The organism is Ferrovibrio sp., assembly GCF_041906005.1.
In the GTDB taxonomy this organism is placed as follows: Bacteria; Pseudomonadota; Alphaproteobacteria; order Ferrovibrionales; family Ferrovibrionaceae; genus Ferrovibrio.
In genome coordinates this window covers 477,640-494,285 of record NZ_JAYRJY010000001.1, presented here as the reverse complement: position 1 = coordinate 494,285, position 16,646 = coordinate 477,640, and the positions used below count along the sequence as shown (strand labels likewise).

16 protein-coding genes are annotated in these 16,646 nt (G+C 63.9%); 9 read left to right on the top strand and 7 right to left on the bottom strand.

Annotation, left to right across the window (positions count from 1 at the left end):
- Positions 1-12 precede the first annotated feature (12 nt).
- From ACE3OO_RS02420 to ACE3OO_RS02410, 3 genes are all read left to right on the top strand, one after another.
- Entirely contained in the window at positions 13-765 is a 753-nt protein-coding gene (locus ACE3OO_RS02420; protein ID WP_374299357.1) for a hypothetical protein, read from the top strand.
- A 153-nt stretch (positions 766-918) separates the two neighbouring features.
- Complete coding sequence (locus ACE3OO_RS02415) at positions 919-2,307, top strand: class II 3-deoxy-7-phosphoheptulonate synthase (RefSeq protein ID WP_374299355.1); 1,389 nt, start codon at positions 919-921, stop codon at positions 2,305-2,307.
- Complete coding sequence (locus ACE3OO_RS02410; RefSeq protein WP_374299353.1) at positions 2,291-3,463, top strand: nicotinate phosphoribosyltransferase; 1,173 nt, start codon at positions 2,291-2,293, stop codon at positions 3,461-3,463. Before ACE3OO_RS02415 ends, ACE3OO_RS02410 begins: the two co-directional genes overlap by 17 nt.
- A gap of 66 nt (positions 3,464-3,529) precedes the next feature.
- Here the strand turns inward: ACE3OO_RS02410 and ACE3OO_RS02405 are convergent, their stop codons facing one another.
- Both ACE3OO_RS02405 and ACE3OO_RS02400 read right to left on the bottom strand, forming a co-directional pair.
- Complete coding sequence (locus tag ACE3OO_RS02405) at positions 3,530-4,516, bottom strand: Bug family tripartite tricarboxylate transporter substrate binding protein (protein ID WP_374299351.1); 987 nt, start codon at positions 4,514-4,516, stop codon at positions 3,530-3,532.
- 50 nt (positions 4,517-4,566) lie between these two features.
- Entirely contained in the window at positions 4,567-5,577 is a 1,011-nt protein-coding gene (locus tag ACE3OO_RS02400) for an NADP-dependent oxidoreductase (RefSeq protein ID WP_374299348.1), read from the bottom strand.
- A gap of 131 nt (positions 5,578-5,708) precedes the next feature.
- On the opposite strand from ACE3OO_RS02400, the gene ACE3OO_RS02395 reads away from it, so the two are divergent.
- The 5 genes from ACE3OO_RS02395 to ACE3OO_RS02375 are packed head-to-tail and all read left to right on the top strand — an operon-like array spanning position 5,709 to position 11,458.
- Complete coding sequence (locus tag ACE3OO_RS02395; protein WP_374299346.1) at positions 5,709-7,382, top strand: NAD+ synthase; 1,674 nt, start codon at positions 5,709-5,711, stop codon at positions 7,380-7,382.
- Positions 7,379-8,704: a glutamate--tRNA ligase gene (gene gltX / locus ACE3OO_RS02390; protein WP_374299344.1), complete on the top strand. Its 1,326-nt coding sequence runs from the start codon at positions 7,379-7,381 to the stop codon at positions 8,702-8,704. The genes ACE3OO_RS02395 and gltX overlap by 4 nt, the downstream gene beginning before the upstream one ends.
- 18 nt (positions 8,705-8,722) lie before the next feature.
- The gene (gene cimA / locus ACE3OO_RS02385; protein ID WP_374299342.1) at positions 8,723-10,330 is read left to right on the top strand and encodes a citramalate synthase; all 1,608 of its coding nucleotides are present in this window, start codon (positions 8,723-8,725) and stop codon (positions 10,328-10,330) included.
- A 4-nt stretch (positions 10,331-10,334) separates the two neighbouring features.
- Entirely contained in the window at positions 10,335-11,162 is an 828-nt protein-coding gene (locus tag ACE3OO_RS02380) for an RNA methyltransferase (RefSeq protein WP_374299340.1), read from the top strand.
- 11 nt (positions 11,163-11,173) lie between these two features.
- Positions 11,174-11,458, top strand: a complete 285-nt coding sequence (locus ACE3OO_RS02375) for a cupin domain-containing protein (protein ID WP_374299338.1) — start codon at positions 11,174-11,176, stop codon at positions 11,456-11,458.
- Positions 11,459-11,563: 105 nt separating this feature from the next.
- On the opposite strand, the gene ACE3OO_RS02370 is transcribed toward ACE3OO_RS02375, so the two are convergent.
- Entirely contained in the window at positions 11,564-12,070 is a 507-nt protein-coding gene (locus ACE3OO_RS02370; RefSeq protein ID WP_374299336.1) for a thioesterase family protein, read from the bottom strand.
- A 46-nt stretch (positions 12,071-12,116) separates the two neighbouring features.
- Between ACE3OO_RS02370 and ACE3OO_RS02365 the strand changes: the two genes are divergently transcribed.
- Positions 12,117-12,887 (top strand): methyltransferase domain-containing protein, encoded by a 771-nt coding sequence (locus ACE3OO_RS02365; RefSeq protein WP_374299334.1) that lies wholly within the window; start codon positions 12,117-12,119, stop codon positions 12,885-12,887.
- Here the strand turns inward: ACE3OO_RS02365 and ACE3OO_RS02360 are convergent.
- From ACE3OO_RS02360 to ACE3OO_RS02345, 4 genes are all read right to left on the bottom strand, one after another.
- Entirely contained in the window at positions 12,884-13,948 is a 1,065-nt protein-coding gene (locus tag ACE3OO_RS02360) for an AbrB family transcriptional regulator (RefSeq protein WP_374299332.1), read from the bottom strand. The two genes, ACE3OO_RS02365 and ACE3OO_RS02360, sit on opposite strands and share 4 nt — an antisense overlap.
- Positions 13,945-14,898: a M14 family metallopeptidase gene (locus tag ACE3OO_RS02355; protein ID WP_374299330.1), complete on the bottom strand. Its 954-nt coding sequence runs from the start codon at positions 14,896-14,898 to the stop codon at positions 13,945-13,947. The genes ACE3OO_RS02360 and ACE3OO_RS02355 overlap by 4 nt, the downstream gene beginning before the upstream one ends.
- A gap of 109 nt (positions 14,899-15,007) precedes the next feature.
- The gene (locus tag ACE3OO_RS02350) at positions 15,008-15,526 is read right to left on the bottom strand and encodes a GNAT family N-acetyltransferase (protein ID WP_374299328.1); all 519 of its coding nucleotides are present in this window, start codon (positions 15,524-15,526) and stop codon (positions 15,008-15,010) included.
- 109 nt (positions 15,527-15,635) lie between these two features.
- Positions 15,636-16,595, bottom strand: coding sequence for a ribonucleotide-diphosphate reductase subunit beta (locus ACE3OO_RS02345; protein WP_374299326.1), 960 nt, complete (start codon positions 16,593-16,595; stop codon positions 15,636-15,638).
- Between the last annotated feature and the right edge of the window lie 51 nt (positions 16,596-16,646).

The following is a 16,646-nucleotide window of genomic DNA, read 5'->3' as shown; positions in this document are numbered from 1 at the left end:
ATACCGCTCGCCATGGCAATCAACGATGTTCAGCTCCATCTGCTGATTGCTGCGGTGCGGCGTCTGCGCAAGACGGCGGGCGATCGCCGCCTAGAGGTGCTGGCTTTCGGCTACCCTGACCTGCTGCTGTCGAAGAAACGGCTTGAGGAATTGGTTGGAACCGATCTTGCGCGGAACCTGCCCGAGCGGGCTGACGCTGCCAAGATACGGGCATGGTATGGGATGGCGCACGAGGAGCCCATCTATGACAGTCTGGCGCTGTTCGACCGTCTTGGCATGAACGTCACCATTGCCGATGTGGTTGCGCTGCAGGGGATGGAGCGGATTGTCGATCTGAACGATCCTTTGCCTGACGACTTGCGTCGCCGTTTCGATTTCGTGATTGATCCAGGCACCTGCGAGCATTGCTTCAATGTTGGTATGGCCTTCCGCAATGTCTGCGAGGCGGTGAGGCTGGGCGGCTTTCTGGTCCACATGGCGCCGCTGACCCTGGTTAACCACGGTTTCTGGAATTTCTCGCCTACGGTCTACCCCGATTACTTCGAGGCGAATGGCTTCAGCCTGCTGCACATGGCCGGATATGCCTATAAGCCGGACAGCAGTCTGGAAGTTTTTACCGTAAAGCCATTCGAGAATTTCACGCCGCCGATGAAGGGGCTTATCTATGTAGTCGCCGAACGCATCGGCGAACAGGACCCGATCTGGCCCATACAGCGCAAATACCAGACCCTACTGTCACCGGCAGCCAAAGGCCCCCCCAAATAATTGGTCTGGTTGGATATTTCGTTCGCTTTCGTCAATATGGCCGCCCGATTGGGCTCCGGCTCGGCTATCGCTGGAAATACGCAACCGCGGGCTCTATTCTAGTCTTTCCAAAAACTTGTAGGCATACGAAGTGGTTACGATCAGAGGTTTGAGATGAGTGCGCGGAAATGGTCTCCCGATAGCTGGCGCAGCAAACCGATCAAGCAGGTGCCGGATTACCCCGATGCGGCGGCCCTGGCTGCTGCCGAGGAGAAGCTGTCGAAATACCCGCCGCTGGTCTTTGCCGGCGAGGCGCGCAACCTGACCACCGCCCTGGGTAAGGTGGCGGAGGGCCGGGCTTTCCTGCTGCAGGGCGGTGACTGCGCCGAGAGCTTCGCCGAATTCAGCGCCAACAACATCCGCGACACTTTCCGCGTGCTGCTGCAGATGGCCGTGGTGCTCACCTTCGGTGCCGCCTTGCCGGTGGTGAAGGTCGGGCGTCTCGCCGGCCAGTTCGCCAAACCGCGTTCGGCGCCGACCGAGAAGCGCGGCGACGTGGAGTTGCCCAGCTATCGCGGCGACATCATCAACGGCATGGATTTCGATGCCGCCGGGCGTCAGCCCGATCCGGGCCGCCTGCTGCAGGCCTACAGCCAGGCGGCGGCGACGCTCAACCTGCTGCGCGCCTTCGCCTCGGGCGGTTATGCCGACCTGCATCGCGTGCACGGCTGGAATCTCGGCTTCGTGGCGAAAAGCCCGGAAGCCGAGCGCTGGCAGGATGTGGCGGCCCGCATCACCGAGGCGCTGGATTTCATGGAAGCCTGCGGCATCAGCCCGGAGCGTACGCCGGAAATGCGCACGGTGGATTTCTACACCAGCCACGAAGCCCTGCTGCTCGGCTACGAGCAGGCGATGACCCGCGTGGACTCCACCTCGGGCGAGTGGGTCGATACCTCGGCACATATGCTGTGGATCGGCGACCGCACGCGCCAGCCCGACGGCGCTCATGTCGAGTTCCTGCGCGGCGTGCTGAACCCGTTGGGCCTGAAATGCGGCCCGACCACCGATCCGGACGAGTTGATCCGTCTGATCGATCTGCTGAATCCGCAGAACAAGCCCGGCCGCCTGACGCTGATCGCGCGCATGGGTCACGACAAGGTGCAGAAACACCTGCCGGCGCTGGTGCGCAAGGTGGCGCAGGAAGGCCGCAGCGTGGTGTGGTCCTGCGACCCCATGCATGGCAACACGCTCACCTCGGCCTCGGGCTACAAGACCCGGCCGTTCGACCGCATCCTGTCGGAGGTGCGGCAGTTCTTCGAGGTGCATCTGGCCGAGGGCACCCATGCCGGCGGCATCCATCTGGAACTGACCGGCCAGGACGTCACCGAATGCATGGGTGGTGCCCAGGCCATCGGCGACGACGACCTGTCCAGTCGTTACCACACCCATTGCGATCCGCGGCTGAATGCCTCGCAGTCGCTGGAGCTGGCTTTCCTGATCGCCGAGATGCTCAAGCTCGAGCGCATGAACCGCGGTAGCCAGCGCCATGCAGCCCAAGCCTGATAGCAAGTCCGTGACCCCACTCGTGCCGCCTGCCCAGGCGGCCGAGCTGGAACGCCAGATATCGGCGCATACCGACGCGTATTTCAAGAAGACCAAGGAGATCGTCCAGCATTACGGCGACAAGACGGTCACCTATGCCGTCTTCATGCGTCGCCCGGTGATCTTCTGCCCGCGCCTGATGGTGGAATGGATCGAGAAGGTGGCCGCCGCTCGCGGCGTCAGCATCCGGATCGATCTGCTGCACGAAGAGGGCACCTGGGTCGGTGCCGGCGAGCCGCTGCTCTATATCACCGGCCCGATGTCGCAGCTGGTCGATCTCGAGACGATTTATCTGCAAAAGCTCGGGCCAGCCTGTGTCGCCGCTTACAACGCGTATTCCATGTGCTGCGACATGCCGAATGCGCGTTTCCTGGCGATGGACGCACGCCATTGCGCCGGCCCGGAAATGGCCGAGATGATGGCTTATGCGGCCAGCGTGGGCGGCAAGGCGGCGCGACGCGATGTCGGCGCGGCCGGCTTCATCGGCAATGCAACCGATGCCACCGCGCATTATTTCGGTAACGACAAGGGGTTCGGCACCATGCCGCACGCCTTGATCGGTTATGCCGGCTCGACCTTGCGCGCCGCCGAGCTGTATGCCGAGACCTTCACCGGCGAACAGCTTACCGTGCTGGTCGATTATTACGGCCAGGAAGTGACCGACGCGCTGGCGGTCTGCAACCGCTTCCCCGATGCCGCCAATGAGGGCCGGCTGGCGGTGCGACTGGATACCCATGGTGGCCGCTATATCGAGGGACTGGACCCGCAGGCATCCTACGCCGTGCTGGAACGCCACGTGCCCAACGCCATCCGACAGTACCGCACCGAACAGGAGCTACGCTGGCTGGTCGGTACGGGCGTATCGGCCGCCGCCATTTATCACATGCGCGCCAGTCTCGACCGCGCCGGCTTCATCAACGTGAAGATCGTAGCATCCTCGGGCTTCAACGCGGCCAAGTGCAAGGTGATGGCCAGCGTCTCGGCGCCGATCGATATCGTTGGCACCGGTTCGTATCTGCCGGATAGCTGGACGGAAACCTATGCCACCGCCGATATCGTCGCCTATGATGGCGTGCCGAGCGTGAAGGTCGGCCGCGAATTCCTGCTGCGCAAATAGGCTCGACGGGAAAGCCATAAAAAAGGCCGGGCATTGCCCGGCCTTTTCATTTCAGGAATGCGGCGCTTATTCCGCCTTCACGTTGGCGGTCTTGATCACCTCGGCCCAGCGCTTGATGTCGTCCTGCAGGAAGGCGGCAAATGCCTTGGCGTCGCGCACGTTCACTACCATGCCCTGCTTGAGGAAGGTTTCGCGCACGGCATCCTTCTTCATCACATCCAGCACAAGCTGGCGGTAACGCGCCAGCGCGGCTTCCGGCACGGCGGCGGGCGCAAACATGCCCAGCCAGGCATCGGCCTCCACGCCCTTGACGCCGGCCTCGGCCACCGTGGGCAGATTGGGCAGGTGCGGCGAGCGGTTCGGCGAGGCCACCGCGATGGCGCGGAGCTTGCCGGCCTGCACCTGCGCCAGCACGGTGGGCGTGGTGGCGAAACTGCAATCCACATGGCCGCCCAGCAGGTCGTTCAGCAGTGGCGCCGAACCCTTGTAGGGGACATGGGTGAGGTCCACGCCAGCCTTGGCCTTGAACAGTTCCAGCGTCAGATGCGAGGCCGAACCCTGACCGGTCGAACCGCAGTTGATCCTGCCCGGCTGCTTCTTCGCCAGCGCCAGCAGATCGGCCATCGACTGCACCGGCAGGTCGTTCTTTACCACCAGGATGTGCTGCAGGTCGGCCAGCAGCGCGATGGGGGCGAAATCCTTCACCGGGTGATAGCCGCCGCCATCGGGTAGCAGCGAGATGTTGGTGGCGTGGGTCTGGTTGGTGGTGGCGATCAGCACGCTGCCGTCCGCCGGGCCTTGGGCCACGCGGCGCGAGCCGATGGCACCGGCACCGCCGGGCACATTCTCGACGACCACGGCCTGGCCCAGCGGGCCGGCGATCTCCTGTGCCACCAGGCGAGCCAGGCTGTCGGTTGGGCCGCCGGCCGGGTAGGGCACAACGACCGTGACCGGCTTGCCCGGGTTCCAGGCTTGGGCGAAGGACAGACCGGGCAGCAGGCCAGCCATGGCCGTGGTGCCGGCCAGGCCAAGGAAATGACGACGATGGAGCATGCTTTTTTCTCCCGCGAGACGGTTTCTGGTTGAACGCTTAAGCGAAAAGCTTACAGCGTCTCGGGGGCGATCCGCACCAGCTGCTTGCCGAAATTCTTGCCTTTCAGCAGGCCGATGAACGCGGCCGGCGCGCTGCGCAGGCCCTCGGCAACGTCCTCGCGGTATTTCAGCTTGCCGGTCTTGATCCATCCGGCCATCTCCATGATGGCGCCGGGCCAGTAGCCCATATGCTCGGAGATGATGAAGCCCTGCACCTTGGCGCGATTGACCAGGATGTGGCGCATGCCGGTGAAGGGATAGGGCTGGCCGTTATACTGGCTGATGATGCCGCAGAGCGGCACGCGGGCGAAGCTGTTCAGCCGGCCGAACACCATCTCCATGATCTCGCCGCCAACATTCTCGAAATAGACGTCGACGCGGTCGGGCGTAGCGGCCTTGAAGGCGGCCTGCATGTCGGGCGCCTTGTAATCGATGCAGGCATCGAAGCCCAGTTCCTTCACGACGTAGTCGCATTTTTCCTGGCCGCCGGCGATGCCCACCACACGACAGCCCTTGATCTTGGCGATCTGGCCCACCACCGAGCCCACCGCGCCCGAGGCGGCCGAGACAACCACGGTCTCGCCGGCCTTGGGCTGGCCGATTTCCATCAGGCCGTAATGGCCGGTGACGCCGGGCATGCCCAGCACGCCCAGGGACGTTGAGATCGGCGCCACCTTGGGATCGAGCACGCGCAGTTCGTTGGCTTTGGCCACGGCATAGCCCTGCCAGCCCAGCATGCCATTCACATAGGCGCCGACCGGCAGGCTCGCGACGTTGCTTTCGATCACCTGGCCCACCGTGCCGCCGCCCATCATGTCGCCGGGCTTGAGGTGGGCGGCGTAGGAGCGCACGGGGTCCATGCGGCCGCGCATGTAGGGATCGAGCGAGAGGTAGATGTTGCGCACCAGCACCTGGTCCGGGCCGGGTTTCGGGATGTCGCGCTCGACGATCTCGAAATCTTCCTCGGTCACCCAGCCCTTGGGGTGCTGTTTCATCAGGACTTGAGTATTTTTCCCGGCCATTTGGCCCTCCCTTTGCCCGCTGCGGGGCTATCTAACGTGCCGTCCGGCAATGTAAACTGTGGAAGGCGTTGAGAGAAACCTGCCGTAGGGTTAACTCTTGCCTCCCGAACCCATACCAGACCCGTCCAAAGATGTCCGCCGCCCCCGACCGCCTCAAGATCGCCATGGCCCAGATCAGCCCCGTGATGGGCGATATCGCTGGCAACCGCCGACTGATCGAGGCTGCCCGCGTCCGCGCGGCGACGGCCGGCGCGGATCTGGTCGTGTTCCCCGAACTCTGCGTGGTGGGCTATCCGCCGGAGGACCTGGTGCTGCGTCCCTCGGTGCAGGAAGCCTGCGAAGCCGCCGTGCATGGGCTTGCCGCGCTCACCGCCGATGGTGGCCCTGCGCTGCTGGTCGGTTCGCCCTGGCGCGATGGCGGCAAACTCTACAACGCCGCGCTGTTATTGGATGGCGGGGCCATCGTCGCGATCCGCTTCAAGCATGAACTGCCCAATTACGGCGTGTTCGACGAGAAGCGCGTGTTCAGCGCGGGGCCGCTGCCCGGGCCGGTACCATTCCGCGGTGTACGGCTGGGCGTGATGGTCTGCGAGGATATGTGGCTGCCAGACGTGGCCGAATGCCTGGCCGAGACCGGCGCCGAGATGCTGGTCGTGCCGAACGGCTCGCCGTTTGAGGCCGGCAAGTGGGACATGCGCCTAAATCTCGGCGTTGCCCGCGTGGTCGAGACCGGACTGCCGCTGCTGTATGTGAACTATATCGGCGGGCAGGACGAGCTGGTGTTCGATGGCGGCGGCTTCGTGCTGAATGCCGATCGCCGCATGGTGGTGCGTCAGCCCGATTTCGTCGAGCATCTGCAGATCACCGAATGGCGCCGCGGCAATGATGGCTGGCATTGCGAAGCCGGCGCGGTGGCCGAACCGCTGGATCGCCTCAGCGCGATCTATCAGGCCATGGTGGTGGGCCTGCGCGATTACGTGACGCGCAACCGTTTCCCCGGCGTGGTGCTGGGGCTTTCGGGTGGCATCGACTCCGCGCTGTCGGCGGCCGTGGCGGTGGATGCGCTGGGCGCCGACAAGGTGCGGTGCGTGATGATGCCGTCGCGCTATACTTCGCAGCAGAGCCTCGACGACGCCAAAGCCTGCGCCAACGCGCTGGGCGTGAGTTACGAGACAATTCCGATCGAGCCCGCCGTGCAGGCTTTTGCCGGCATGCTGGCGCCAGCCTTTGCTGATCGCGCCGCCGATGCGACGGAAGAGAATATACAGGCCCGCGTGCGCGGCGTCACCGTGATGGCGATCAGCAACAAGTTCGGCCATATGGTGCTCACCACCGGCAACAAGTCGGAAATGTCGGTCGGCTATGCCACCCTCTATGGCGACATGTGCGGCGGCTATTCCGTGTTGAAGGACGTCTACAAGATGACGGTCTTCGCGCTGTCGCGCTGGCGCAATGCCCATGTTCCGGCCGGTGGCCTCGGGCCTGCCGGCGAGGTGATCCCGGAAAGCATCATCGTGCGTCCGCCCACGGCCGAATTGCGCGAGAACCAGCTGGATCAGGACAGCCTGCCGCCTTACGAGCAGCTCGATGCCATCCTGGAAATGCTGATCGAAAAGGAGATGCCGGTGCGCGACATCGTGGCGACCGGCCAGCCCGAGGATGTGGTGCGCCGCATCCAGCACATGCTCTATGTGGCGGAATACAAGCGCCGCCAGGCGCCGCCGGGTGTGAAGATCACGGCGCGCAATTTTGGCCGCGACCGTCGCTATCCGATTACCAACGCCTTCCGGGATCTGTCCAAATGAGTGCAGTTGCCGTTCGTTTCGCGCCGAGCCCCACCGGCCGGCTGCATGTCGGCAATGCGCGCGCCGCCTTGCTGAACTGGCTTTATGCCCGCAAGCATGGCGGCACATTCCTGCTGCGGCTGGATGATACTGATACCGGCCGTTCCACGGCGGAATTCGCGGCCGGCATCGAGGCTGACCTGCGCTGGCTTGGCCTGGACTGGGATCGCTTCGCCAAACAGTCCGACCGTTTCGACCTCTACCGTGCGGCGACCGAAAAGCTCAAAGCCGCCGGCCGGCTCTATCCCTGCTATGAAACGGCGGAAGAACTGGAGTTGCGCCGCAAGATCCAGCTCAGCCAGAAAAAGCCACCGGTCTATGACCGCGCGGCGCTGAAACTGACCGATTCCGATCGGGCGAAGCTGGAGGCCGAAGGCCGCAAGCCGCATTGGCGCTTCAGGCTGCAGCCCGGCATCGTCGCCTGGGACGACCTGATCCACGGCCATACCGAGATCGACATGGCGAGCTTGAGCGACCCCGTGCTGGTGCGTTCCGATGGCTACCCGCTCTACACATTGTCGTCCGTGGTCGATGACGGGGAATTTGCCATCAGCCACGTGATCCGTGGCGAAGACCATGTCACCAACACGGCGGCGCAGATTCAGTTGTTCCAGGCGCTGGGCTATGCCGCGCCGACCTTCGGGCATTTCTCTTGGCTGCTGGATGCCGAAGGCGCCGGCCTGTCGAAGCGCATCGGTTCGCTTTCGCTGGCCGATCTGCGCGAGCAGGGTTATGAGCCGATGGCGCTGAACTCGCTGCTGGCGCGGCTGGGCTCCGCCGATCCGGTGGAGCCGCATTTCACCCCCGCCGAACTGGTGGCCGGCTTCGACCTTGGCCGGTTCAGCCGCGCACCCGCCCGGCTCGATCCGCACGAGCTTGACCTGCTCAATGCGCGCATCCTGCATGTCACGCCGTTCGCGGCCGTGCGCGACCGCCTGCCCACCGGTGCGACCGAGGCTTTCTGGCTCGCCATCCGCGGCAATATCGGCAAGCTGGCTGAAGCCGCCGAGTGGTGGCCGGTGGTGGCGGGCAGCATCAGCCCCGTGATCGAGGACGCCCTGCTGGTGCAGGCCGCCATCGAGACCCTGCCGCCCGAACCCTGGGACAGCATGACCTGGAAGGCCTGGAGCCAGGCAATTTCCGCCAAGACAGGGGCAAAGGGAAAGGTGTTGTTCCATCCCCTGCGTTTGGCCTTGACCGGACGCGACAAGGGGCCCGAAATGGCGCCCCTGCTGCCCCTGATCGGGCGGGAGCGGGTGCTGGCGCGCCTGCAGGGTATTTAGGCGTTAGGCGTGAGCATCATGGCGAAGGACCGCGTATATCTGTTCGATACCACCCTGCGGGACGGGGCGCAGACCCAGGGCGTCGATTTCTCCGTCGAGGACAAGCGCCTGATCGCGCGTGCACTCGACAAGCTTGGCGTGGCCTATATCGAGGGCGGCTGGCCCGGCGCCAATCCGACCGACAGCGAATTTTTCTCGGCCAAACCGGCGCTGAAGCGCGCCAAGTTCGTCGCCTTCGGCATGACCAAACGGCCGGGCCGTTCGGCCGCCAACGATCCGGGCCTGGCTGCCATTCTGGATGCCAAGGCCGACGCCGCCTGCCTGGTGGGCAAGAGCTGGGACTTCCAGGTTGATGTCGCGCTCGGCATCACCAAGGCCGAGAATATCGAGCTGATTGCCGACAGCATTGCCGCTGCGCATAAACGCTTCGGCGAGGCGATGTTCGATGCCGAGCATTTCTTCGATGGTTACAAAGCCAATCCGGATTTCGCCACGAAATGCGTGAAGGCGGCGCTGGATGCCGGCGCCCGCTGGGCAGTATTGTGCGACACGAATGGCGGCACCATGCCCGACGAGATCGAACGCATCGTCGGCGAACTGGCTGCCACGCTTGGCTCGGCCGATCGGCTGGGCATCCACACCCATAATGACACCGAAAATGCCGTCGCCAATTCGCTGATGGCCGTGAAGGCCGGCGTGCGCCAGGTGCAGGGCACGCTGAACGGCCTGGGCGAACGCTGCGGCAATGCCAATCTGATCGCGTTGATTCCGTCATTGATGCTCAAGCCGTGGTTCCGCGACCATGTCGATATCGGCATGAGCGAGCAGGATCTCACGCACCTGACCGCCACCTCGCGCATACTGGACGAACTGCTCAACCGCGCGCCGAACCGTCATGCCGCCTATGTGGGCGCTTCGGCTTTTGCCCATAAGGGCGGGCTGCATGTTTCGGCGGTGATGAAAGACCCGCGCACCTACGAGCATGTGCCGCCGGAAAGCGTGGGCAACACCCGCAAGATCCTGATCTCGGACCAGGCGGGCCGCTCCAACCTGCTGGTGCGGCTTACCGAGGCCGGCATCACGTTCGATCCGAACGACAGCCGGCTGAATCTGTTGCTGGACGACGTGAAACAGCGTGAGGCCGAGGGATATTCCTACGATGGCGCCGAGGCGAGCTTCGAGGTGCTGGCCCGCCGCGCCCTGGGCCAGATGCCGGAGTTCTTCAAGATCCGCAGTTTCCGCGTGATGGTGGAACGCCGCTACAACGCGAAGGGCGAGTTGGTCACGATCTCGGAAGCTACGGTGAAGCTGAACGTGGATGGCGAGACGCTGTTTTCAGTGGCCGAAGGCAACGGTCCGGTCAATGCGCTCGATCATGCCCTGCGCAAGGATCTCGGCCGATATCAGGCCTATATCGACGACCTGCGGCTTGTGGATTTCAAGGTCCGTATCCTCAATGGCGGCACCGAGGCCACGACGCGCGTGATGATCGAAAGCGCCGACGGGCAGGGCAATCGCTGGTTCACCGTGGGCGTATCGCCCAACATCATCGATGCCGCCTTCGTGGCGCTGATGGACTCGATCCAGTGGAAGCTGCTGCGCGACGGCGCCCAGCCCTCGAAGTAATCCGATGAGCGGTACCAACCGACCCAAACTCGGCAAATATGCGCCACCGGGGCCGTTGCGTCGTGGTCCGGTGATCGTGCTGGTCGAGCCGCAGCTGGGCGAGAATATTGGCGCCGCCGCGCGCGCCATGCTCAATTGCGGCATCACCGAGCTGCGGCTGGTCAATCCGCGCGACGGCTGGCCCAATCCAGCCGCCTATGTGCTGGCCAGCAAGGCGGATCCGGTGCTGGATGCGGTCAGCGTGTTCAAATCCACCGCCGAGGCCGTCGCCGACCTGCATCGCGTCTATGCCACCACGGCGCGCCACCGCGACATGATGAAAGAGGTCGTCACGCCGCGCGAGGCCGCCCGCCGCATGCGGGCCGAGGAAGCCGGGGGCCATCGCGTCGGCATCCTGTTCGGCCGCGAACGCACAGGGCTGGACAATGAGGATGTGGCGCTGGCCCATATCGGCATCACCGTGCCGCTCAATCCGGGCTTTTCCTCGCTGAACCTGGCCCAGGCCGTTCTGCTGCTCGGTTACGAATGGTTCACGGCCAATGACGACACGCCGCCCAGCCGCATGGAAACCGTGCGTGGCGGCTTCGCCACCCAGGAGGAACTGCAGGGCCTGTTTGGGCATCTGACGAGTGAACTGGATGAATCCGGCTTCTTCCACAATGTCGAGGCCAAGCGCGGCACCATCCTGCGCAACCTGCGCAGCGTGCTGCAGCGCGTGCCGCTGGCCAGCCAGGAAGTGCACACCTTTCGCGGCATGCTGAAGGCGATTGCCCAGGGAAGACCCCGCCGTGCCCCCTATTCGCAGCGTCACAAGAAACCGCCTGCCGACTGAAGGAGAATGCCATGCCCCAGGCCGTCCCGACCCAGCAAGCCGACGACGAACGCGTGCGCATTACACGCTGGGATTTCGCCCCCGGTGCATCGACCGGTTTCCATGTGCATGAATATCCCTATGCGGTGACCTACCTGACCGACGCGACGATGAAACTGATCGACAGGGACGGCAAGGAAAGCATCATCGAGATGAAGGCCGGCGGCAGCTATTCGCGGCCCAAGGGCGTGGCGCATGACGTGATCAACGCAGGCAGCGCGCCGATGGCTTTCGTGGAAGTCGAGATCAAACTCTAACCCACATCATCTTTGTCATGCTCGGGCTTGGCCCGAGCATCCACGAGTTCTTTTTTAAAAACAACACGTGGATGCCATGGTCAAACCGTGGCATGACGGTTCTGGTCACCCTTTCTTCCCCAGCCCGATGCTCCGTCCTGCCTGCGCCGGCTTCGGCAGCCGGCCATGCCCCTCCATCATGCGCGTGAACAGGGCCTGGTGTTCGGGCGGGAAGGGGCAGGAGCGGCGCGTGGCCAGGTCCACATGCACCAGCACCTGTTCCGAGGTAGCGGCGAGATAGCCTTTCGAAGCGTGGTGCATTTCCATGAAATAGTGAATGCGCTTGGCGTCATGGCCCAGAAGCTGGAAGGTGAAGCGCAGTTCGTCGCCTTCCACCACCTCCTGCAGGTAGCAGACATGGGTCTCGAGGACGAAGGTGGAGAGGTTGGTGCGCTGCACGTAGCTCCAGTCGAGATCGAAGGGCTTGAAGAACTCATCCAGCGCCTGGTCGAAGATCACGTTGTAATAGCCCACATTCATATGCCCGTTGGCATCGATATGTTCGGGCTTCACCCGCATGCCGGCCAGCTGCAGGGGTTGCGCGTAATCCAAGGCGGCTTGAGAAGAATTCATCGGATTTCCCTTGTCGTTTTCGTTTCTCCCGGTAGCCTTTCCTTCCATGACATGGGACCCGACGCAATACCTGAAATTCGCCGGCGAGCGTTTAAGGCCCGCCATCGACCTGCTGGCGCGCATCCCGCTGGTGGCACCAGTCAGTGTGGTCGATCTGGGCTGTGGCGCCGGAAATCTGAGTCCGCTGATCCAGCAGCGCTGGCCGCAGGCAGCCCTCACCGGCGTCGACTCCTCGGCTGCCATGCTGGAAAAGGCGCAGCAGGATTATCCCGCCGCGAAATTCGTGTTGGCCGACATCGCCACCTGGCGGCCGGAATCCCCCGTTGACCTGCTCTATTCCAACGCCGCCCTGCACTGGTTGCCCGATCATGATGCGCTGATCCCCGGCCTGCTGGATTGCCTGAAACCCGGCGGCTGGCTCGCCATCCAGATGCCGCGCAATTTCGGCGCGCCCTCGCATATGTGCATCGTCGATGCCATCGAGTTGGGGCCATGGCGGCCGAAACTGGAGCCGCATCTGCGCCGCCGCCCTGTCGCCGAGCCGCAATCCTACTGGCGCCTGCTGCACGAGCGCACCGCCAGCCTGGAAATCTGGGAAACCGAATACATGCAGGTGCTGTCGGGCGCCAACCCGGTGGCCGAATACACCAAGGGCACCTGGCTGAAGCAGTTCCTCGACCGGCTGGAGGAACCCGAGCGCAGCGCCTTCGAGGCCGACTATCGCCAGCGCGTGGCGGCGGCCTATCCGAAGGAAGACGACGGCCGCACGCTGTTCCCCTTCCGCCGCCTGTTCATCCTGGCGCAGAAGCCGCTTTAGTCTGATCCGCGTTTCAGCCCTATCAGGCGGAACACGGCCGGCGCGGCGATCACCACCACGGCGATGCGGAAGACATGCATTGACGACACGATGGCCACTTCGACGCCCAGCCCCAGCGCCACCAGGCTCATTTCCGCCATGCCGCCGGGCGACAGCACGAGGATCAGCGCCTCGCGGTTGATGCCGACCCGCTCGGCGAAAGCGACGGTAAGGCCCAGCGCCAGTGCGAGCATGACCAAGGTGGCGAAGGCGGCCCAGGCGGCGATGCGGCCTACCTCACGCAGTGGCGTGCCGACAAAACGGCAGCCGAGCGCCGCCCCCATCACCACCTGGGCGGCGGCCACGAGTTCGGGCGGCGGCGATGCGCTGGACCAGCCGAGCAGATGCACGATGGCCGACACCAGCATCGGTCCCACCAGAACGGCGGCGGGAATGCGCAGCAGCCTGGCGAGGAACCAGCCGGCCACACCGCAGGCGATCAACAGCGCCCCTTCCAGCGGCAGCATCTGCCACAGATGGGCACCCTGGGCCATCGGCGGCACGTCCAGCCGCTCGATGAAACGGAAGTAGACCGGCACGGTCATCACCACCAGGAAGATGCGCAGCGCATGGGTCAGGATGATGCTGCGGCCGTCGCCGCCATAATGTTCGCCCACCAGGGTCATTTCCTGCAGGCCGCCGGGCGTGGCCGAGAAATAGCTGGTCACCGGATCGAGGCCGGCAAACCGGCGGAAGATCACGTAGCACAGCGTGGTGGCCACCGGCACATAGACCAGCATCAGCGCGACCAGGCCAAGCCATTCGCGCGCGCGTTCGATCATGGCCGGCTTGAAGGCGCTGCCCAGCATCACGCCGATCACCACGATCATGGCGGCGCGCAGATAGGGATGCACACGCAACGGCAGGCGGCGGTTCAGTCCGGTCAGCACGGCAATGCCGACAAACACCATGCTGCCCAGCATCCAGGCCAGCGGCATGCGCAGGTACAGGAACGCCGCGCCTCCGGCGGCGCCGATCAGCAGCGCCGGCAGGTAGGAGGCGAGGCTGCGTGCCGCGCTCACGCCGCGATGTAGCGGCCCAGACGCACCGCAGTCTGGCCGGGTTTGAGGCGTTTGGTCGGCATGATCAGTACGCAGTGATCATAAGGCGTGCGGACCGGTTTGCTGCCGTCATGGGCGATCACGGTGCCGGCCGCGGGGATCGATTCAAGGCCCGTGAAACTTTGCTCGAAACGGAAATTGTCGGTCTCGATGGTAATCGCATCGGTCACTTCGACGAAACGCTGCGGTGCCGGCGCACCCTGTATGCCGTGACGGGCCAGATAGGCGGCGTCCGCCATGCCGGTCTGGTGCAGGAAGCGCAGCATGGTTTCGATCGCCACGCCGCGGCTGGCCTGCTGCCAGTGCTGGCCGCATTCCACCAGCAGGGCATTCTTTTCGCTGGCGGGATCGCCAAAGCCGCCGTAATCGCGCATGCGCAAGCCGGCCTTGTGGCCCTGATCGGCAACCACGGTGTCGGGCACGCCGATCTCGGCGGCGAAACGGCGGCCCTTGGCCAGCGGGCCCGACAGCATCAGCGGCGGCGAGGGCTGCTGCATCGAATGCAGGTCGAGCAGCAGATCCACTTCGCCGATCAGCGGCTCGATTTCGCGGGCGCGGTCGAGTTCGATCGAACGGCGAGGTCCGTCCAGCGCGTCGGCGCCCCAGACGCGGTTCATATCCTCGTCGACGAAGCGCGACGCGGTCGGCTCGTTCGGATCGAAACGCAGATAGGCGGCGACATTGCAGAAGATCAGGGTCAGCTTGCCGCGGGCTGGGCGGAATTTCTCGCGCAGCAGCAGGTCCAGCGCATGGGCGCCGCAGACTTCATTGCCGTGAACGAGGGCTGTGATCGCCGCATGCGGCCCGGGCAGGCCAGAGTCGAAGCTATGGGCATAGGGAATGCCGGTATTGCCTTCGCGGTATTGGGAAATCGGGATCGGCAGCAGGGGATTGGGGGGAAGGGCTGACATCGGTCCTGGCTGATGGGGAATCGAAACTGTCTGTGCAGACCTGTTATAGCCTCATATCGGCGCTCCAGCCCAGCGGCCAGGATGGGTTGAGACCAGGGTTGAGGAAAATTCAGGCTGGCAGAGGGCGCCGCATCGCCACCCGTTTGGCGATATCCAGTCCGGCTGCATGCTGGCGCTGGATCAGCATGCGCAGGTCTGGTCCGATTTCGGCAACAGACATGGGCACGAACCCCAGCCGCGCATAATAGGGCGCGTTCCACGGCACATCGCGGAAGGTGGTCAGCGTGAGGGCCGGCCGGTGGCGCTGCCGTGCCATGGCATCGGCCACGTCGAGTAATCCGGACGCCAGCCGATGTCCGGCATGGTCGGGATGCACATCCAGTTCCTGCACATAGAGGCAGTCATCGAGTTCGGCGGCGAGCAGGAAGCCGACCGGGTGGTCATGGTCATCCACGGCCACAGCCAGCATGTTTTCCGCGGCCGCGGCGCGGAATTCCTCTGCCGCCGTGGGTTCGCCGGCAGCCAGCGCGGGATAGCCAACGGTAATGAAAGCCTGGGCGGCGGCGCGCTCGATCTCGCGCAGCAGGCCGGCTTCGTCGGGACGGGCGAGGCGGATGGCATAGGGCATACGACACAATATATGTCATGCCCGATATGTCATGCCTTGGCCTGACCCGGGCATCCCGTTTCTGGGCCGCGATGGAACGGGATCCTCGGGTCAAACCCGAGGATGACTGTCACGCGAAAGCTTCTTCCCAGCTGCCCAGGGTCGATGCCTTGGAATATTCGGTGGCGCGGTTCTCGAAGAAATTGGTGTGTTCCACGCCGTTGAGGATCGCATCCAGCCACGGCAGCGGATTCTTCTCGATACGGTACATCGGTTGCAGGCCGAGCTGCAGCAGGCGGCGGTCGGCTGTCCAGCGGATGTAATCCTTCACTTCCTGCGCGGTCAGGCCCTGCACGCCCTCGATCTCGAAGGCCAGGTCGATGAAGGCATCTTCGTGATCGACGATGGTGGAGCAGGCGACATACAGGTCGCGCTGGAATTCCTCGGTCCAGACTTCCGGATTTTCATCGAGGAAGGTGCGGAACAGCTTGATGATCGAATTGGTGTGCAGGCTCTCGTCGCGCACGCTCCACGACACGATCTGGCCCATGCCCTTCATCTTGTTGAAGCGCGGGAAGTTCAGCAGGATGGCGAACGAGGCGAAGAGTTGCAGGCCCTCGGTGAAGGCGCCGAATACGGCCAGCGTCTTGGCGATGTCGGCCTTGGTCTCCACGCCGAACTGCTGCATGTAGTCGTATTTGTCCTTCATCTCCTTGTAGCGGAGGAAGGCCGAGTATTCCTCTTCCGGCATGCCGATGGTATCGAGCAGGTGGGAATAGGCGGCAATATGCACCGTCTCCATGTTGGAGAAGGCGGCCAGCATCATCTGCACTTCCGTTGGCTTGAACACCCGGGCGTAGTGCTTCATGTAGCAGTTGTTCACTTCCACATCGGCCTGGGTGAAGAAGCGGAAAATCTGCGTCAGCAGGTTCTTCTCGCCGGGGCTGAGCTTCTTCTGCCAGTCCTTCACGTCGTCGGCCAGCGGCACTTCCTCGGGCAGCCAGTGGACGCGCTGCTGGGTCATCCAGGCCTCATAGGCCCACGGATACTGGAAGGGCTTGTAGACCGGCTTGGCATCCAGAAGCGACATCGAATCCCCCATCACGACAGCGAACAGCGACGGAGAATATTGCAACATCTT